This is a genomic window from Paenibacillus sp. J31P190, assembly GCF_059692075.1.
This window is the reverse complement of sequence record NZ_JCAUAS010000036.1, coordinates 1-19,824: the sequence shown is the minus strand read 5'-3', so window position 1 is coordinate 19,824 and position 19,824 is coordinate 1. Positions and strand designations below refer to the sequence as shown.

The 19,824-nt window shown below is 44.9% G+C and carries 20 protein-coding genes; 18 read left to right on the top strand and 2 right to left on the bottom strand.

What is annotated here, in order from left to right:
- The first annotated feature begins 56 nt into the window (after positions 1-56).
- Positions 57-950: a carbohydrate ABC transporter permease gene (locus AC58U0_RS34085; protein ID WP_497383155.1), complete on the top strand. Its 894-nt coding sequence runs from the start codon at positions 57-59 to the stop codon at positions 948-950.
- Between the two features lie 69 nt (positions 951-1,019).
- Positions 1,020-2,711, top strand: a complete 1,692-nt coding sequence (locus AC58U0_RS34080) for an ABC transporter substrate-binding protein (RefSeq protein WP_497383154.1) — start codon at positions 1,020-1,022, stop codon at positions 2,709-2,711.
- Between the two features lie 55 nt (positions 2,712-2,766).
- On the opposite strand, the gene AC58U0_RS34075 is transcribed toward AC58U0_RS34080, so the two are convergent.
- Positions 2,767-4,158 (bottom strand): MATE family efflux transporter, encoded by a 1,392-nt coding sequence (locus tag AC58U0_RS34075; RefSeq protein ID WP_497383153.1) that lies wholly within the window; start codon positions 4,156-4,158, stop codon positions 2,767-2,769.
- Positions 4,159-4,363: 205 nt separating this feature from the next.
- Here AC58U0_RS34075 and AC58U0_RS34070 point away from each other — a divergent pair, with 205 nt between their 5' ends.
- The 15 genes from AC58U0_RS34070 to AC58U0_RS34000 all read left to right on the top strand — a co-directional run bounded on the left by AC58U0_RS34070 (position 4,364) and on the right by AC58U0_RS34000 (position 18,012).
- Entirely contained in the window at positions 4,364-4,744 is a 381-nt protein-coding gene (locus AC58U0_RS34070; RefSeq protein ID WP_497383152.1) for an ATPase, read from the top strand.
- 139 nt (positions 4,745-4,883) lie between these two features.
- Entirely contained in the window at positions 4,884-5,459 is a 576-nt protein-coding gene (locus AC58U0_RS34065) for a TetR/AcrR family transcriptional regulator (protein WP_497383151.1), read from the top strand.
- Positions 5,460-5,491: 32 nt separating this feature from the next.
- Positions 5,492-6,766, top strand: a complete 1,275-nt coding sequence (locus AC58U0_RS34060; RefSeq protein WP_497383150.1) for an HlyD family secretion protein — start codon at positions 5,492-5,494, stop codon at positions 6,764-6,766.
- 8 nt (positions 6,767-6,774) lie between these two features.
- The gene (locus AC58U0_RS34055) at positions 6,775-7,995 is read left to right on the top strand and encodes an ABC transporter permease (protein WP_497383149.1); all 1,221 of its coding nucleotides are present in this window, start codon (positions 6,775-6,777) and stop codon (positions 7,993-7,995) included.
- A gap of 24 nt (positions 7,996-8,019) precedes the next feature.
- On the top strand, positions 8,020-9,315 hold the full coding sequence (locus tag AC58U0_RS34050) for a TolC family protein (protein ID WP_497383148.1): 1,296 nt from the start codon (positions 8,020-8,022) through the stop codon (positions 9,313-9,315).
- Positions 9,316-9,487: 172 nt separating this feature from the next.
- Entirely contained in the window at positions 9,488-9,775 is a 288-nt protein-coding gene (gene gatC / locus AC58U0_RS34045) for an Asp-tRNA(Asn)/Glu-tRNA(Gln) amidotransferase subunit GatC (protein ID WP_057305138.1), read from the top strand.
- 28 nt (positions 9,776-9,803) lie between these two features.
- Positions 9,804-11,261 (top strand): Asp-tRNA(Asn)/Glu-tRNA(Gln) amidotransferase subunit GatA, encoded by a 1,458-nt coding sequence (gene gatA / locus AC58U0_RS34040; RefSeq protein WP_497383147.1) that lies wholly within the window; start codon positions 9,804-9,806, stop codon positions 11,259-11,261.
- A gap of 33 nt (positions 11,262-11,294) precedes the next feature.
- Positions 11,295-12,746: an Asp-tRNA(Asn)/Glu-tRNA(Gln) amidotransferase subunit GatB gene (gene gatB / locus AC58U0_RS34035; protein ID WP_497383182.1), complete on the top strand. Its 1,452-nt coding sequence runs from the start codon at positions 11,295-11,297 to the stop codon at positions 12,744-12,746.
- A gap of 83 nt (positions 12,747-12,829) precedes the next feature.
- Complete coding sequence (locus tag AC58U0_RS34030; RefSeq protein ID WP_497383146.1) at positions 12,830-13,312, top strand: GNAT family N-acetyltransferase; 483 nt, start codon at positions 12,830-12,832, stop codon at positions 13,310-13,312.
- A gap of 75 nt (positions 13,313-13,387) precedes the next feature.
- Complete coding sequence (locus AC58U0_RS34025; RefSeq protein ID WP_497383145.1) at positions 13,388-14,095, top strand: MgtC/SapB family protein; 708 nt, start codon at positions 13,388-13,390, stop codon at positions 14,093-14,095.
- A 60-nt stretch (positions 14,096-14,155) separates the two neighbouring features.
- Positions 14,156-14,758: an RNA polymerase sigma factor gene (locus AC58U0_RS34020; RefSeq protein WP_497383144.1), complete on the top strand. Its 603-nt coding sequence runs from the start codon at positions 14,156-14,158 to the stop codon at positions 14,756-14,758.
- On the top strand, positions 14,709-15,017 hold the full coding sequence (locus AC58U0_RS34015; RefSeq protein ID WP_497383143.1) for a hypothetical protein: 309 nt from the start codon (positions 14,709-14,711) through the stop codon (positions 15,015-15,017). Before AC58U0_RS34020 ends, AC58U0_RS34015 begins: the two co-directional genes overlap by 50 nt.
- Before the next feature lie 22 nt (positions 15,018-15,039).
- Positions 15,040-15,618 carry a hypothetical protein gene (locus AC58U0_RS34010; protein ID WP_497383142.1) on the top strand — a complete coding sequence of 193 codons (579 nt, stop codon included), beginning with the start codon at positions 15,040-15,042 and terminating at the stop codon, positions 15,616-15,618.
- Positions 15,619-15,718: 100 nt separating this feature from the next.
- Positions 15,719-16,153 (top strand): peroxide-responsive transcriptional repressor PerR, encoded by a 435-nt coding sequence (gene perR / locus AC58U0_RS34005; protein WP_171640648.1) that lies wholly within the window; start codon positions 15,719-15,721, stop codon positions 16,151-16,153.
- 122 nt (positions 16,154-16,275) lie between these two features.
- Positions 16,276-18,012 carry a glycosyl hydrolase family 18 protein gene (locus tag AC58U0_RS34000; protein ID WP_497383141.1) on the top strand — a complete coding sequence of 579 codons (1,737 nt, stop codon included), beginning with the start codon at positions 16,276-16,278 and terminating at the stop codon, positions 18,010-18,012.
- Positions 18,013-18,059: 47 nt separating this feature from the next.
- Here AC58U0_RS34000 and AC58U0_RS33995 read toward each other — a convergent pair whose 3' ends face one another.
- Entirely contained in the window at positions 18,060-18,464 is a 405-nt protein-coding gene (locus tag AC58U0_RS33995; protein ID WP_497383140.1) for a DUF2614 family zinc ribbon-containing protein, read from the bottom strand.
- A gap of 124 nt (positions 18,465-18,588) precedes the next feature.
- On the opposite strand from AC58U0_RS33995, the gene AC58U0_RS33990 reads away from it, so the two are divergent.
- On the top strand, positions 18,589-19,458 hold the full coding sequence (locus tag AC58U0_RS33990; RefSeq protein WP_497383139.1) for a nucleotidyltransferase-like protein: 870 nt from the start codon (positions 18,589-18,591) through the stop codon (positions 19,456-19,458).
- The last annotated feature ends 366 nt before the right edge of the window (positions 19,459-19,824 follow it).

Genomic DNA, 19,824 nt, shown 5'->3' with positions numbered 1-19,824 from the left:
ATCTTATGCTTAAAGATGCAAATTGTACGAAAGAAAAACCAACTGGAGGTGGGAGCATGCAGGCATTACTCAGGAGAAACTACTTCGATATTGTTTTCGATCTGTTTCTCTATATGGTTATGATTTTAGCAGCAATTGCTACCTTATATCCTTTCTTGAATGTATTAGCTATATCTTTTAATGATTCTGTTGATACGGTGAGAGGCGGTATACATATTTGGCCTCGCGCTTTCACCTTGCAAAACTATCAGTCTATCTTTCGTTTTCCAGGTCTAATCAAAGGCTTCGAAAACTCCGTGCTGCGTACAGTAATCGGTTCCATTCTAGGTGTAGGTAGTGCATCGATGGTCGCTTTTGTTTTGTCACGTAAAGATTTCCAAGCTCGTAAACCGGTTTCCATGTTGTTTGCACTTACACTCTATTTTTCAGGCGGCTTGATTCCTAGCTATATGTTGATGCGTGATCTGCACATGATTAATACGTTCTGGGTCTATATCATCCCTGGTATCCTCGGAGTTTGGAACGTATTCATAATCCGATCTTATATGGATGGGCTGCCTTATGCTTTGCAAGAATCGGCAAAAATCGATGGAGCCAATGATTTCACTATTTATTGGAAGGTTATATTGCCGCTCTGTCAGCCAGTACTAGCAACGATTGCTTTGTTCATTGCTGTAGGACATTGGAACTCTTGGTTTGATACATTTCTATATAACAGTTCGAATGAAAATTTGACCACCCTGCAGTATGAATTAATGAAAGTACTCCAGAGTACACAAAGCGGCAACGAATCACACGATCCCAATGTTATGCATAATGTGGCGAAGGTTTCACCAGAGTCCGTTAAAATGGCGATTACGATGGTTGTCTCCGTGCCCATTTTACTTGTCTATCCATTTTTACAAAAATATTTTGTTAAAGGGATTACGCTTGGTGCTGTAAAGAGTTAAATGGTTGTGGTAATAACAGGGTTTCCTGTGATTCAATAGATTGTACATATAAAGGGAGGACAACAAACCATGAGAAAGAAAGCCGCGACAATAACAGCAGTCTTGCTTACTGCAGCTATCGTAACCGTGACGGGCTGTTCCAAAGACACTTCAGATCTTGCATCTTCAGCACCAGGCAGTACGAAGGATGCTGGTTCAAATGAATTGGCACCGATAACTTTTTCTATGTTTAGCGCTGATCCGAATGCAGATTGGGACGATATGCAATCCGGAGTTGGCAAGAAAATTAAAGAAGAAACCGGAGTAACGCTTAAACAAGAATTCCCGGTAGGTGCTGCAGATCAAAAAATTGCTCTAATGGCTTCCAGCGGTGAATACCCTGATCTGATAAGTGGGAAAGGTGATGTGCAAAAGCTAATCGATGCCGGTGCTATGGTGGATCTTGCGCCTCTCATCGACAAATACGGTCCGAACATCAAAAAAGTGTATGGCGATTATTTTAAAAGGCTCCGTTACAGCAATGATAATCACGCTATTTATGTGCTTCCATCCGCAGGAGTGAACCAAAAGTATTTTGATGCTGGAGGTGGATTTGAACTTCAGCATCAGGTTTTAAAAGAGCTTGGTTATCCGAAAATCAAGACCGTGCAGGATTATGAGAACGCTTTAAAAGCTTACAAAGAAAAGCATCCAACCATTGATGGAAAACCAACAGTCGGACTGTCTTTGCTTGCAGACGACTGGCGTATTCTGATCTCTGTGACGAACCCGGCGGTCACCACAACAGGAGCTACAGATGACGGCGAATTCAATATCGATCAAAATACGTATGATGCCAAGTACCATTTCCTGCGTCCTGAAGAAAAAGAGTATTTCAAATGGCTTAATCATATGAACAGTATTGGACTGCTCGATCCGGAAAGCTTTGTGCAAAAATACGATCAATATAAGGCGAAAGTAGCCAGCGGCCGAGTGCTTGGTCTGATTGACCAAAATTGGGAGTACGGCGACGGCGAAAACGTCTTAAAGAAAGACGGTAAGTTGGATCAAACCTATGCGCATTTCCCAGTAACTATGAATGAAAATATTAAAGATCACTCCTTCCAGGATACAGGTTATTTAGCAGGCTGGGGAATCGGTATTACAACGAAAGCGAAAGATCCCGTTCGTGCGATCAAGTTTCTGGATTGGTTGGCGTCGGATGAAGGCCAAGTATTGGTTAACTGGGGCATTGAAGGCGTCGACTACAAGGTGGAAAATGGCAAGCGTGTACTTACACCTGAAGCTCAGGATAAAAAAACCAACAATCCGAGCGGCTATAAGAAAGAAAATGGAATCGGAAACTACTTTCTGTCCGCACGCTATGGTGATGGAGTTAAAGATCCTACCGGCAACTACTATACGACTAATTTCCCTGAACAAATCCAAAAGAACTATACAAAAGCAGACCTTGAAACATTGAAAGCTTATAATGTTACAACTTATAAGGATCTGTGGCCAAAAGATGGTGAATTCCCAGTTAGAAAGTACGGCGCTGCTTGGGGAATTTCGATGCCAACAGGCTCCGACATACAAGTCACATTCCAAAAATCCGAAGATATTATGAAAAAACGGATCCCAGAGGCGATTCTAGCGAAGCCGGAAGACTTTGATAAAGTATGGGATGCTTTCATGGCAGACCTGGAGAAAGTCGGCGTGAAGAAATTGGGTGAACAATTCACACAGTTGGTGAAAGATAGAGTGAAGCTCTGGAACGAATAGATTTTCGTGACAAAAAAAGTCTGCCTAAGCCCTAAACTGGCTCAGCAGACTTTTTTTAGCCCCTATTCGTAAGCATCCTCGCCTGCTTCCATTTACCAAAGCGATAATAAAGCAAGTTCAATGCAGCCGCTACACTGAAACTAACCGGAAAGCTCCACCAGATCACATCAAATCCATATTTGTTCGCCAGTATAGTAGCTAGCGGAATTCGTACAAGCAGCAGAGCAATAAAGGCAACAATAAGCGGGAACACAACGGCCCCTGCAGAACGAACTACGCCAGCAACAACGTTAAATACGCCAAATATAATAAATGACCATAGCGTTATATTATTAATATGTACCCCAATTGCGATCGCTTTGCCCTCAGGAGGAAGGAAGAAACTGACGACCTCACGGTTGAACAAATGAAGAAGAGCAACAATCAGTCCCGTCATCATGATATTAACCCCAACACCGGTCCACGTAATTCGATTCACCCGATCCCATTTCCCAGCACCAATATTTTGCGCGGCCATGGAAGTTACAGCCCCTCCAATCGCCATAGCTGGCATTTGCACATAACTCGATATTTGCATCGCAACGCCGAAGGCAGCGGTCGATTCAGAACCATAGGAGTTCACCAGATGGATGAGAATTAAGTTGCTTAGGGAAACCACGACCATATTTAATCCCATCGGCAGTCCTTTTTGAATCAGCGTCCGTATGATCATCCAGTTAATGCGGAGCAGGGGAATATCCTTTTTCGTAATCCGCAGAAAATACTTTTTCTGATACAAATACACAATCAACAGCACGAAGCTGATTAGTTGTGCCACAAAGGTAGCGACAGCCGAGCCGGCTATTCCCATTTTCGGAAAAGGCCCCATGCCTTGAATGAGCAATGGATTCAACGCAATGTCCAGAACGGCAGACAATAACAGGAAATAGAAAGGAGTCTTGGCGTCGCCTGAACCCCGTAATATGGCCATAATGAGATTAAAGCCGAACATAAATGGAACACCGGCGAAAATGATTCGCGTGTACGTAACGGCAAGGTCCTTAACATCCGCAGGTGTATTCATCCACCCCAGAATGGTATGGGAGAAAAGCAGCCCGAATAAGGCAACGACGATGGAAAGAATGAGGAAAAAGACGGCGCTGGTGCCGACAACTTTTTTAGCTTCTTCTACCTTTTGTCCGCCGAGATTTTGACCAATCATGATAACGGCGGCCATTGCAATGCCGAAAATAGAGCTAATTAAGAAGAACATGATAATGTTGGCATTGGATGTCGCCGCAAGCGCACCTTCACCAAGGTACTTGCCTATCCATACGGCATTGATAGAACCATTAAGCGTCTGGAGCACATTACCTAACAGAATCGGTAAAGAAAATAAGATCAACGTCTTGGCAATCGGGCCTTCCGTCAAAGACGGGCGTGGCTTCTTAGTGGTATTCTCGCTCATGTGGAATCTCCTTGTTATTCATTCAGATACAAGCATTTAAAGTCCTTCATTTATTATACCTTCTTCCATCTCATTCCAAAAATAATTGCGTATTTTACTAATGATCCCTCTATCAATTGGACACAAACTATTTTTTTTAGTAGAGTAGAGGATAAGTCTGGTTGACATATAGATTGTGGGCTTATATAGGTGGGGGGGAATTCAGATGCTTCGTCTTGGTGAAAAAATAATAGTAATTGCCGATAGTTTAGAACAGAATCTGCCAATAGGCGGATATGGATATATTATTGCTTACGACCGGAATAACGATAACATTTTCGATTACGTCGTACGTGTCCCCAAGGATAATAAACACTATTACGTACCTGCGTCAGATATCGAGCTTGAAGAAGTTCTTCTCCATCAGCAGGCGGACCAAGTCGAGAGAGAAGCGTTAATTGATTTCGCACTTGCAACGAAGAACGAAGAACTGTTTCGTAGAATTATGAACGGTGAGACAAATGGACAACAGGAAGTAGAACGAGACAAAGATGTCCAATCAACTGAAGACTTCATTAAACAAATCGGCCTGAAGGCCTGGATTTAATACATGTTTCATCAAACACCCGCCTAGTGCTGACTAGTGCGGGTTTTGTTTTTTAATGATGTTGCTAAAATCATGAAATGGTGGTACATTAATATCCGAACACAAAACTATTTTAGTATTTTAGTTCTGAGGTGCGCATATGGATGCCAAAAAATTGTTGATTATGGAAGCAGCGAAGAAATCTTTTTCACTTTTTGGGTACAAAGGTACAACGATGGATCAAATCGCCAAAATTGCCGGTGTCGGCAAAGCGACGATCTATACGTTTTTCTCCAATAAGGAAGATCTTTTGCATGAAATTGTACAGTCATTAATTGCCGAAATGAAAGCAGTCGCCGATAAAGCAATTGCAGAAGGGGCTACACCCTTCGAGAAAATTCATAGTGCGATTTATGGAGTTCTCGTTTTTCGCAAAGAACATGAGCTGCTCATCCAATTAGCTCACGAGGTTCAACAATTTGGCAGTCCGGTAACGATTGAAGCGATGGCCAGTATCGAAACAGAAGTGATCCAGTTCATGAGTGAACATATGGAACGCGCGATACATAACGGCACGATGAAGAACTGTGACCCGAAAATGACTTCTTTCATTTTATTCAAACTGTATGTCGCTTTAGTTTTTGATTGGGAGAAGCAGAAGCAGAACACGCCATTAACCGACGAGCGGATTATGAGCACACTGCAGTTGTATTTTGCTAATTTTCTGATCCAGTAATTTTTTCATTTTTATTTCATGGAGGGGTAATTATGCGTTTTATTAGACCAATGGTTTATTCCGCGATGGCGATTGTCATCGGAACGAGTGCATTTCTTTTAACAACCAAACAGGCAACTAGCCAAACAGATGTCGTTAACCAGCTGCATCCTACGGCTTATATTGAATCGAACGAAGTAAGCGCCAGCTTCAAAGTAGGCGGAAGAGTCACCGAAATCCTCGTGAAAGAAGGGGATGTCGTGAAAAAAGGGCAAGTGCTGGCCCGTTTGCAAAGCACCGAGATTGAGGCTAAAGTCGAGCAGGCCAAAGCGGCCGTCGCGCTCGCACAAGGCAAGATCGCAGAGGCGCAAGGAGCCACCGCGACAGCTCAAGCGAAAAAGCAGCAGGGCATTGCCGGTGTCAACGTGACGGCTGATACAGCCGAGCAGCAAGTCGAACAGGCGAAAGCGGCAGTTAGCGCGGCACAGGCCAAAGTTGACGGGCTTCATAATGGGGCGCGTCCGGAAGAGAAGAAGCAAGCGGAGATTCAGTTCCAAGCGGCTTCCGAAGTATACACCATAGCTGAGCAAAACTTGAATCGGATGAAAGCGATGCTGGAGCAAGGGCTTGTTGCTCAAGCTGATGTGGATAAAGTGAAGGTGAGCTACGAAGAAGCCAAAACGAAACGCGATCTGGCACAGCAGCAGCTAAACATGGCGAATCAAGGACCGCGGGAGGAAGAAATTCGCGGAGCGGAAGCTTTGCTAGCCCAAGCGCAAGCGACCTTGAAGCTGGCTGAGGCCAATCGCGGAAATGTGCAAGTGAGACAGGGCGATGTAGCGGCGGCAGCGGCAGCTGTACAGCAAGCTCAAGGTGCAATTCAATCGGCGCAATCCGGTGAACAGCAAGCGAAAGCGGCTCAGCTGGAAGCGGAGACTTATTTGAGCTACACAGAGTTGGTTGCACCAGCCGATGGAGTCATACTTACTCAATCTGCACAGGTGGGCGAGCTTGTAGGCTCCGGATTCCCCGTTCTCTCGGTGGAGTCGACGGAGAAACGTTGGGCTAAGTTTTACTTGCCGGAGACATCTATAGCAGGACTGAAAGTAGGCAACAACATTAGCATGACCATGCTGTCAACGGGCGAGAAAGTCGTTGGTACCGTTAAAGCCGTAGCGGCTGCGCCGGATTTCGCAATCAAGAAAGCGACACAAACCTCAGGCGAAACGGACATTCGTTCGTTTGGGATCAAAATCGAGCTGAACACATTGCCAGACACAGCAACAACAGGGATGACCTTGCAATGGAACGGTAAAACGGAAGGATGATGAAGGAGATGGATCTTCAGATTGGCAAGCTAATTACAGAAGAATGGAAGCACATTCTGAAGGACCGACGTCTTTTTCTGATCTTGTTCTTCGTTCCGATTCTTTATACGGTGCTGTTCGGATCGATTTACTTACACCATAAAGTGACCGAAATGGCCACTGTTGTTATCGATGAAGACCAAAGTCCTCTTAGTCGTCAAATTATTCAAGCCTTCGAACAAAGTGAAACGTTCCAGATCAAGAAGGAATACCACTCGGAGGAAGAGGTGAAACAGGCGCTTTCAACGGGAGAAGCCAAGGTAGGCCTTGTCATTCCCTCTAATTTCGAAGCGAAGCTGAAGCATGGCGAAACGCTGCCGCTGCTTACACTGATCGATGGCAGCAACATGATGATTTCGAACTCCGCTACCAAAGGAGCCAACGAAGTGATCACAACTTTCAGCATGGGGTACTCACAAAAAAAGCTCCAACTAAAGCAAGGTCTTCAGAATGAAGAAGTGATGAACACACTCTCTCCAATTCCTTTCCGCTATCGCATTATGTACAATTCAGCTTTCAACTACAGCGACTTTATGTTGTACGGACTAGTTGGTGCGATTTTGCAGCAAGTTCTGTTTCTTGGTATTGCCTTAACCATCACTCGCGAGAAAGATGCAGGAACGTGGCAGCGGTTCGAGGCATGGAGAAGAAATCCGTGGCGCATCGCTTACGCGAAGACAGCACCTTATTTCTTAATCAATTTCTTTAACACAGCTGTTACCTTTGTCATCGCATTGTATGCCTTTGGTGCACCCATGAGCGGCAGTTTGCTTGTCGGCTTGGCCATCATTGTAAGCTTTACTTTTGCCGTCAGCGGTATCGGTTATTTAATCAGCTTATTCTCGAGCAATCAGCTTGGGGCGACGCAAACAGCGATGTTAATTGCGGTACCTTCGTTCATGCTATCGGGATTCACTTGGCCATTCGAAGCCATGCCTAAGGTGCTCCAGGTGCTCGGGCATATGCTTCCGCTCACTTATTTTTTAGATGGCGTACGCAACGTATTTGTTAAAGGAAATGACTTTTCTGTCATTTGGCATGATTGCGTTTCATTGATTTTGACCGGTGCACTCACTTATTTCATTGCTATGTTGTTAACTCGTTTCGTTATCTTCTCTAAAAAGAAATCAAAAGATGCCGCTCCGGGCACGCAAGCTGTATTGCCATCCGGATCGAATATCACGTTATAATCGAAGAGGAAGGAAGCGATTTTTTTGAAAAAAACGCTCATAAGTTTATCTGCAGCCCTGTTACTCCTTTCAAGCACAACGCAAGCTCTCGTATTCGCCGATAATGTCCAAGATCCAACTCAAAATGTATACGTCAACGTAGACGTTCTGGAAACCGTATCTTCCGTAGATTTGACATATGTGCTGGATAAAGCACTGAAAGATTCTCATAACCTTGCACTGCTAACGCTAAAATACGCTGCTCAAGGCAGTAAAAAGGGTGACCTGGAACAGCAAATGAACGAAATGGGTTCAGCCTCGATGACGCCAGGTCATTTACCGAGCACTCCAGCTGAGGTGACCAACACGGGGAATCCACAGCTGCCTAATCTAACAGACCCAACCGATATCGCCTGGACTATCATGCAAAATAATGCGATGAATCAGATGATGCAGGGGATGGGGGCTCTCGCTGGCGGTATGAATAAAATCATATCTTCCCAACGTGCGCAAATGAGCACAGCAGCGCATCAGCTCGGAACAGATGGGCGGAACTCGCTGCTGCAGTCAGATGAAGCTAAGGCGGGCATCCGCCTGCAAACCATCGCGCAATATGTGCAGCTATTAGCACAGAAGAAGCAGCTGGATTTCATGAATGAATACGAAGTCGTGATAGAGAAGGATCTACTTAAAGCTACACTTTTCGCGCAGCAAGGGTTAGCTTCACCTGATGATGTGCAAACGGTGCAGAAAGCGATCAATAAGCAAAAGGACGATATCGCAACGCTGCTTAATAACTATCGATTGGGGCTAGTACACCTTTCGACAGACATTGGGATTTCCTACGACCCGAATCTAGTCATCAAGGATATCGAGTCCATGTCACTGGATCCCATTTCGGAAACAGATACGACCACGTTATTGAAGGCTTCCTATCAGATGAAAGCTTCCGGCAATAACATCGACGAAGCCGTATGGGAAACGGGTCACACGGTTACCCAGAACACGTATGGTGAAATGTATCAAGGCGTAAATCTAGCCATTAATGGGCAGAAAAATGAGCAAACCAAGCTTGAACTAACCAAGAAAATACAAGCGACGTACAACGATGCTAAGAATGCGTATCAAGCCGTTCTCACAGAACAGCGGAACTTGAATGATGTACAGGTCGATTTGACTAAAATGAACTTTCGCTATAGCGTTGGCGTCATCTCCAAGCATGACCTGAATAAGTTCGAGATCAAAGTCCGTCAAAACGAAACGGCCTTAGCTGCAGCTAAGCTCAAATATTACGTGTTAAAAGAAAAAGCGAAAGCAATGGATACGGGATTTATCCAATAATTCTTGACCATAAATTCAACCACAGCTTCTTTTTAGCAACGGCCTCCAATCCAAGCTGAAAAGAAAGCTGTGGTTTTTGATTTGTGGTTTTTTCTGGATTGAGTTCGTAAAATATCTGGGATATAATGAAAAGAATGACTAAATGCTGATTAATTAAAGGGGTGTAGAAAACTTGAGCATAACGAAAACAGATGTCGAGCACGTTGCGAAGTTGGCTAGACTCGACCTGAGTGATAATGAGAAAGAACTATTTACCGAACAGCTAAATGCCATTTTAAAATATGCCGAGCAGCTGAATGAACTGAATACCGAAGGTGTTATTCCGACAAGCCATGCCATGCCGTTAGTCAACGTCATGCGTGAAGATGTCACGAAGCCATCGCTGCCTATTGAGAAAGTGATGCTGAATGCGCCCGATCACGAAGACGGGCAATTCAAAGTCCCAGCTGTTCTAGAATAAGAACCATTATGAAAGGAAGTGCCTGTCGTTGTCTTTGTTTGATTTAAACCTACAGCAAATTCACGCGAAGCTTCAAGGCAAAGAACTTAAAGTTGCCGATCTCGTGGATCAATCCTATACAAGAATTCAGCAAGTGGAAGACAAGGTTCGCGCCTTTCTTACCTTAGATGAAGAGAACGCCAGACAAGCTGCCGCCAAGTTGGACGAGCAGTTCGCGAGCAGCAGTGAACGTGGCCATTTATTCGGCCTTCCGATTGGGATCAAAGATAACATGGTCACCGAAGGCTTGAAAACGACCTGTGCAAGCAAAATCTTATCCAATTTCACGCCGATCTATGATGCAACAGTGGTTAGCAAGCTCAAGGATGCTCAAACCGTTACGATCGGCAAGCTCAACATGGATGAATTCGCCATGGGCGGCTCCAATGAGAACTCCGCTTTCCATCCGTCCCACAATCCGTGGAACACGGATTACGTGCCAGGCGGCTCCAGCGGCGGCTCCGCTGCCGCAGTAGCTGCAGGCGAAGTCTACTTCGCGCTGGGCTCAGACACAGGCGGCTCCATCCGCCAGCCTGCCGCTTACTGCGGTATCGTCGGGCTGAAGCCGACATACGGTCTCGTGTCCCGCTATGGCTTAGTCGCGTTCGCATCCTCACTCGACCAGATCGGGCCGCTGACGAAGAACGTTGAAGACTCTGCCTACCTGCTGCAAGCCATCGCCGGCTACGACCCGAAGGATTCCACGTCTGCGAAAGTGGATATCCCTGATTACCTCAGCGCATTGACCGGTGATATCAAAGGTCTGCGCATCGGCGTACCCAAAGAATACATGGGCAATGGTATCGACCCTGCCGTCAAAGAGAAAGTGCTTGAAGCGCTCAAAGTGCTTGAAGGCTTAGGCGCTGTATGGGAAGAAGTGACGCTGCCGCATTCTGAGTATGCGGTAGCGACTTACTACTTGCTCGCCTCTTCCGAAGCGTCCTCGAACCTTGCGCGCTTTGACGGCGTGCGCTACGGTGTGCGTTCAGACAACGCTCGCAACTTGCTGGACTTGTACCACATGTCGCGCAGCGAAGGCTTTGGCCCCGAGGTCAAACGCCGCATCATGCTCGGAACCTATGCGTTAAGCTCAGGCTACTATGATGCTTACTACTTGAAAGCACAACAAGTCCGCACCCTGATCAAGCAAGATTTTGATCAAGTGTTCGAGAAATTCGACATCATCATTGGACCAACGGCTCCGACACCTGCTTTCAAAATCGGTGAGCAAAGCAGTGATCCACTCACGATGTATTTGAACGATATCATGACCATTCCGGTCAGTTTGGCGGGCATTCCTGCGATCAGCGTACCTTGCGGATTCGTGAACGAACTTCCCGTTGGCCTGCAAGTCATCGGCAAAGCGTTGGATGAAGCTACCCTTCTGCGTGTAGCCCACGCTTTCGAGCAGCATACAGATCACCATAAGCAGCGCCCGCAATTGTAGGTTAATAGTTCATGAGTAACGAAGGAGGCATTCATTTTGTCGGCAACAGATATCCAATTTGAAACTGTAGTCGGTCTTGAAGTTCACGTAGAGCTTCATACCGCTTCCAAAATATTTTGCGGTTGTGCAACCTCATTCGGAGCACCTCCGAATACGAATACATGTCCGGTTTGTTTAGGTCACCCGGGAGTACTTCCGGTACTTAACCGCCAAGCAGTCGAATATGCGATGAAAGCCGCTATGGCACTCAATTGTACGATTTCTACACATAGTAAATTTGACCGTAAAAACTACTTTTACCCGGATTCACCGGACGCATACCAAACTTCGCAATATGATCAGCCGATCGGATTGAACGGTTGGATCGATATCGAAGTGAATGGAGTAAGCAAGCGGATTGGTGTGACTCGCGTTCATCTAGAGGAAGATGCAGGAAAGCTGACACACGTTGATGGTGGTTACACCTCACTTGTAGACTTGAACCGTGCGGGAACACCTCTGATTGAAATCGTATCCGAGCCTGATCTGCGGTCTCCGGAGGAAGCGCGGGCTTATTTGGAGAAGCTCAGAGCGATCATGATCTATTGCGACGTTTCCGATGTGAAAATGGAGGAAGGGTCGCTGCGCTGCGATGCTAACATCAGCTTGCGTCCTTTCGGGCAAGAGAAATTTGGCACGAGAGCCGAACTGAAGAACATGAACTCGTTCCGCGGCGTCCAAAGAGGACTCGAGTACGAGGAATATCGCCAAGCCGAAATTCTCCGCAGCGGTGACGAAGTTGAGCAAGAGACCCGCCGCTGGGATGAAGCGCAAGGCAAGACGTTACCCATGCGCGGCAAAGAGGATGCGCATGATTACCGCTATTTCCCAGATCCGGATCTCGTTAGCCTGCATATCGACGATGCTTGGAAAGCTAGTGTCAAAGCCTCTATCCCTGAATTGCCTGACGCGCGTAAAGCGAGATACAGCAGTGAGTACGGGTTACCGAGCTATGACGCTGATGTAATCACTTCATCCATGAAGCTGGCTAATTTCTTCGAAGAGAGCTTGCAATATACTCAAGATGCCAAAGCGGTCTCGAACTGGATCATGGGCGATCTGCTCGGTTATTTGAACGCGAATAGCCTGGAACTATCCGATGTGAAAATCACAGGTAAGGGCTTAGGCGAGATGATTGGTCTGATTGAGAAAGGCACAATCTCCACCAAAATCGCCAAAACCGTATTCAAGGAAATGATCGAATCCGGCAAAGAGCCGCAAAAGATCGTTGAAGAGCAGGGACTTGTACAAATCAGCGACGAAGGTGCTATCAAGGCCATTGTTGAGCAAGTTGTGGAGAACAGTCCACAATCGGTAGCGGATTTCAAAGCGGGCAAGGAAAAAGCCGTGGGCTTCTTAGTCGGGCAAGTTATGAAAGAAACCAAAGGCAAAGCAAATCCGGGACTCGTCAACAAATTAATTGTGGAGTGCCTGAACAGTAAATGATTAAGTTTGAAGTGGTGATCCGATGTTATGGACGCCACTTTTTTCAGTTAATTAGCATGTATCATGAGAGGGGAGAACTCTGCATGTCCATTCAACGACTTCTATTGGAAACTAACGAGGATATTTTGGTCCTATTATCTCTACAAATCGCTTCCTATCGCGTGGAGGCTGACCTTATTGGCTTCGATGACATCCCGCCGCTGAAGGATGGGATCCACTCCATACGCGAAGCGGAGGAAACATTTTATGGCTTTTACGTTCAGGTGAATGATGAGCCCACGCTTGCTGGAGCCATCTCCTACTCCCGAGAAGGCTGTATCGTCACGATCTGCCGCATGATGGTGCATCCGAATTTTTTTCGCCGTGGGATTGCTAGGTCACTTTTACAACATATACTAATGGATCAACAGTTAAATGGAGCAACGCGTTTTATTGTATCCACCGGAACGGAGAATTTACCTGCGATTCAGTTATACGAGAGTTTCGGTTTCGCCGTACGTCGAGTATTCACAGTCCCACCGGGAGTTAGCTTAACCACTTTCGAACGGCCGGCCATCATCTCCTAAATATTAATTCCGTAGTTCTCACTATCATGTGTGATACAAGGTACTATCAGTATGAGAAAAGGGAGCGATTACATGATGAGCAATCCTTGGGTTATTGATCAACTTCATATTACGATACGTTTAGTTCTGGCACTTTTTCTAGGCGGCTTAATCGGGTTTGAGAGGGAAGTTAGCAGTCATGCAGCAGGCCTACGTACACATATTTTAGTATGTGTGGGCTCTGCCCTTGTTATGTTGCTTTCCATGTATGGATTTAGTGCTTTTGTGAACGAAGTGAATGTCCGTATAGATCCTTCGCGTTTAGCTGCACAAGTTATTAGCGGTATCGGATTCTTAGGTGCTGGAACGATTATTTTTAACGGGAGATCGATTACGGGTCTGACGACAGCGGCATCCCTTTGGGTTGTTGCGGGGATTGGCCTTGCCATTGGGGCTGGTTTCTATTACCCGGCTGTTCTTTCTTGTTTCATGGTGCTCATCTCCTTATGGATATTGAATAAAGTGGAACATAAATATTTTAATGGGAAGAAAATTCGTATTCTCAAAATACTGGCGATTGATCAACCAGGGACGCTTGGACTTATTACGGCCCTACTTGGTAAACAGAAAGTTGACATCCGTAAGATCTCAATGGAAGAACAAGAGAGCGACAATAAACCGAATCATGTTCAAATTACATTCCACGTCACTATTCCTAAGCCGTCCATTATCGGGACGGTTCTTGAAGAAATCAATCAAATGAAAGGGGTTACAGGCGTTACCCTCGAAAAAAGTAAAAATTGAAGGGGTCCGCCCATAAGAAGCGTCTAAGCTTTTGGACGAACAGAAAGGGGGAAGTCAGGCATGGACAAAATGACGGATGAGCAGCTAATCGACCGGGTCCGTCAAGGTCACTCCGATGCTTACCGTGTATTGGTAGAACGGCATAAGAGCTACATCTATACACTGGTATACCGCATGGTCGGGCATAAGGAAACTGCTGAAGACTTAACTCAAGAAGTGTTCGTTAAGCTGTTTCGTTCATTAGCTCATTTTCGGGGCGATGCGAAGTTCACAACTTGGCTGTATCGTATGACAACGAATCTAGTGACAGACTTTCGGCGTTCTCAGAAGCGTAAGCCCTATGAAGCACTGCTCGATAAAATGAAGGGCTGGTTTACAGATGCCCGTGAGCAGCCCGAGGAAATGGCTATGCTGAAGGATGAGCAGGAGCGTATGCAGGCTCTGCTTTCCGAACTTCCAGACAAATATAGATTAATTATGTATTTGTTTCATTATAAGCAGCTCTCCTACCAAGAAATGTCTGAGGTGACTGGGTTGCCCATGAAAACGCTGGAAACTAGACTCTATCGGGGAAAGGCAATGCTAAAAGAAAAATGGTTGGAGGTGAATGCATATGAATCCCAAACATCAGGAAGACACTCGGCTCACGCAATACCTAAATAAACTGCTGGACGAGATGCCGCTTAGCGAACCAAGCCCGATGTTGACGGATCGTGTGATGCGCAGGGTACAATCTGCTGAAACTCCTGAGATTGTAGAGAATCCTCAAGTCGGCAGAAGAAAACAATGGGTGAACAGTTTTGTTGCGATAGCAGCGACTGTACTCCTCATGCAATCAGGGATTATAAACAAAATTATGCATATAAATTCGGGGATCACTCAGATCACAGCGTATATCCAGCAAATAACACAATACTTGTAAAAAATAGATAGGAGGCTTTCACATGAATCTACCCCAAGACAATCCGCACATTCCAGAGTATTCGCCAAATCCATCTTTTCAGCACTATCCTCCGTATTATCCTGCTCCAAGAAAACGCAAATGGGTCGCAGGCGTACTATCGTTCATTGTCCCGGGAACAGGACACTTTTACTTAGGTCTTATGCAGCGCGGTCTATTTATTATGATGCTTCTCATTCTCGACATTTTTATTATTACATCATTCACTACTCGGTCCGACACAAGTGTCCCAATGGTAACGCTTTTTGCATTGTTCATTCCGGTGATTTACTTCTATAATCTATTCGATGCGCTTCAAACCACAGATAATGTGAATCGGCGCAATGAGCTTGGCGAGTTTGCAGCTGAACTCTATAACAATGAAGATCCTTTACAGAAACTAATCAAAGGCACAAACTTAGGTGTTATTCTCATTGCCGCAGGTGTATTGTTTTTTCTTCTTAGCAACAAACCTCGTTGGTTTACAGGGCTCTTTGATCTCATGGGCTCGTATATTGGATCAGTGATCCTCGTCCTTGCGGGTTTGGCTATGTATGTACTAGATTCCCGTAAAAATAAATAACCAAAGGGTGCTATATGCGCAACCATCATTGACAAAAGTCAATTAACACACGTACAATATAATGTAAGGTTTTAATGACTAACATCAGGTGGTGAGTACCATGGCAGCACAATTAGAACAGGCTTTAGCTAAGTTGAAAACAACAGGTGTTCGGATGACGCCGCAGCGGCATGCTATTCTATCCTTTTTGCTGGACTCCATGACTCATCCGACAGCAGATGACATTTACAAGTCTCTTGAATCGAAATTTCCTAACATGAGCGTTGCGACTGTTTACAATAATCTTAAAGTATTTATTGAATCGGGACTCGTTCGGGAACTGACCTATGGAGACAGCTCGAGTCGCTTTGATGCGGATATGACGGACCATTATCATGCTGTTTGCGATATGTGTGGGAAGATTTCGGATTTTGAGTATCCTCCACTTTCGGATATAGAGACTACCGCTGCTGAGCAAACAGGTTTCCGTGTTGGCGGTTATCGACTAGAGGTTTATGGCGTTTGCCCGGATTGTACAGGGATTACCAAGCATTAACTTAAGCAGAATTCCTCATTATCTGTGCCTATGATGTATAATGAAACGTGATCCTACCTTTCAGATGTAGAGAGGTAAGAACACGTTTTTTTCTTTTTATATCGCATAAAGGAAGTGAAACCTTGCATTCAACACCTATAGATCAGCAACCGAAACGCAGAAGATCTATGAAGAGAATTCTCTTATTATTTGGTCTTTGTATTGGCATGTTTGCCGCGGGTGCAGCTGCTTTCTTATGGCAGCAGTTAGCGCCTAACCGGACGAAGGTAGAGCTGGAATATCATGAGTTAAGCAAGCCGGTTTTTTATCAAGGGAATTATTATAAGACAAGCGCGATTGGGGAAAAAGAGGGACTGAAACTTCCGCTGGAGCTCATACAGGAGTGGATGGACCCATCGATTATATATGAAAAAAGCAGTGATTCCGTTATTATCACAACAAAAGATAAAGTATTACGGTTAAAGACTACGGAGCTTTCAGCTCTAATGAACGAGAAACCAATCACCTTATCTTTTCCTGTTGAAAAGAAAGGGAATGACATTTACGTGCCTATCGAGCCTCTTCGTCAGCTGTATCCTTTTGAAATAAGAGAGTCCGAGAAGTCAGGTGCCATTCTTTTATTCAAAAAAGGCGACCTCGTCAAGTGGGGGAAGCATGTGGGTACCGAAAATGCTCAGCTGCGGACATTTGCTTCTATAAAAGCACCGATAGTCTCCACGATCACAAACAATGAGCAAGTGATGATCCTATCCGTAGAGGGAGAATGGTATCGCGTACAGCAGCAGAGTGGTCCTATAGGCTTTGTACGTAAAGCTGATATTTTGGAGGATCATGAAGAAACGATACCAGCTCAGGAACAGGCGTCAACTTATGTACCTTGGAAGCCGCTTAACGGTAAACTAAATCTCACTTGGGAGCATGTCATTACGAAGAATCCCGACACTTCTAAACTTGGAGATATGCCCGGCTTACATGTTGTTAGCCCTACCTGGTTCTCTCTGGCTGACGGTGAGGGGCGCATTAAGAACTTGGCTGACGCTTCCTATGTCAAATGGGCGCAAACACGCAATTATCAAGTTTGGGCGTTGTTTAGCAATGGCTTTGAACCCGACCGAACGTCTCAAGCGCTATCGACTTATGATCGTCGTATGAAAATGATCAAACAGTTGCTCGGCTTTGCACAAACGTACAATTTGCAGGGGATCAATATTGATTTTGAAAATGTGCATCTCAAAGATAAAGAGAATTTGGTCCAATTCGTCCGCGAATTGACACCTTTTATGCATGAACAGGGTCTTGCTGTTTCCATTGACGTTACACCGAAATCAACGAATGAGATGTGGTCCATGTTTTATGACAGACCTGCTCTTGCCGAAGTTGTTGACTATATGATGCTGATGGCTTATGACGAATACTGGGCTTCTAGCCCCAAATCCGGCTCCGTTTCATCGCTGCCATGGACAGAGCGGTCTGTTACCCAGCTCTTAGGAAGCGAAAAGGTGCCACCATCTAAGCTTGTCCTAGGTGTGCCATTCTATACGCGTCAGTGGACCGAAGAGACGAAAAGTGGTAAAACAACAGTTACCTCCAAAACTTTAACGATGGAAGCCGCCCAGACGATTATTAAAGATAAAAAACTAACTCCTACTTTCTTGGCCGAAACAGGGCAGAACTATGTGGAGTACAAAGATGGAGAGAAGCTCATACGTATTTGGTTAGAAGATGAAACATCAATAAAAGCTAGGCTTGAACTCGTGAAAAAGTATGATTTAGCAGGAGTGGCCTCATGGAGAAGAGGCTTTGAACAGCCGGCAACGTGGAAAGTCATACAAGATTCTTTGCAACAAACTAAGCAATAACAAAACAAAAAGCCGAACCCAAGAGGGTTGCGGCTTTTATTTTTCAATCAATGAGGCTTATGTTCGTGAGCTCTGTCCACTTCGACTTGAACTGCTTGTGTGGCGGCTGTTTCGTTTTCGGCCGTTGTGTCGTATTGTGGATCAACAGTTAAAATAGTTTTACAAAACATACAACGATCCGTTTTCCCAAGCATCTTCGTTCTTCTTCCGCATTCCGGACAATCAATGACAGTCGCCGATGTGGAAAGCATTCCTGCCCAGAAGTATATACCCATACTTACCATCATACTTATCATACCGATGATCATGAAGACCACAGCGACGATTCGCCCAGCCTTCCCCCAGTCAAAAACGATGCCCGCTAGTCCTATAATCATAAGCAGCATTCCACCCATGGTCATGGCGAGACCCCATAAGCGGAACTCATTTACTTTACTTGATCTGAAACGCACGCGTTGTTCCTCCCCATTTAATAGCTATCATGTTTGTATGAATTGTCACAGAAATCAGCAGGAAACTCCTTCTACGATGTAGAAATAGATATAAACAATTTGGAGACAGGAGCTTCGGATACCCATGGGAATCGATAAAGAGCAGTTTTTGCTTAAGTTCCGAAATGACCAGAGAATCATTAGTGTCATGGCGGTAGATAATCCTAAGCAACTTCCTTCACTGACAGATGGTTTTGATACGCTACTTCTAATAGTAACGAACGACCTGAGCCTGAACAATCATACGACTAATTATATAAGAGACGATTCGAGGATACAAGAAAGATGGGTAGATCCGTCTTCCATAGAGCAATGGATACGTCATGGCGTCAACCGAAATATCCTTCACTGGCTGCTAAAAGGGGAGATACTTCTGGATCAGAATACTTATTTAGAAGGCTTGCGTCACCGAATACTCGAGTTTCCGGGGGACTTACGTGAGCACAAACTACTTGTTGAATTCTCCCTTTTTCTACGTAAATATCTTCAGAGTAAGGAATACATTTTAGATGAGCATTTGCTGGATGCGTACAATAATATTCTAGAAGCGCTTCATCACTGGGCTCGTATTGTTATTATCGAAGATGGCTATCACCCGGAAATTACTGTATGGAGGCAGATCCGTGCGATTAATCCTGGCGTGTATAAGCTATATGAGGAACTGACAATGAGTAAGGAAACGTTGAAACAGAGAGTTCAGCTCGTTCTACTCGCGTGTGAATTTTCGGTTATGTCGAAAATGGAGCGTTGCTGTGAGGTGTTTATTCAAATACTAAGAGAAAATGAACAACCATTAAGCACGGATGAACTGCAACAGCATCCTCAGTTAGTTGAACTTAGAGCAGAGCTTCCTTTGCTGTTGAATAAGCTTGTCAAAAAAGGATTGATTAAAGAAGTTGCCGTTCTTATTGATGAAGAGAATTCAGAAATAGAGTTAAGATATACGAGCGTTTAATCGAACCAAACCCATGAAGAATCAGGTATTATTCTGGTTCTTTTTTTATTCTTATTTTATTGCTTGACTTTGATTGCGATTCTATGATAAATTAACTCTCGCCGCTAAAAACGGTTCGCATTCGAAAGCCAACGCAGTACCAAGACGTAAGCGAAGTAAGAAAAAAAGAAAAATAAAAAAAGCTTGCATTGAGTAGCCTAGATGTGATATATTATAAAAGTCGCCGCTAAACGGATGGCGAAGAAATACGAAAGAAAATTGATCTTTGAAAACTGAACAACGAGTGAGTAAGCACGAACGAGAAATCGTTCAAAAAAGAGATTGCAAAATCTCGCTAGCAACGCAAATGAGCAATTAAGCTTTCAG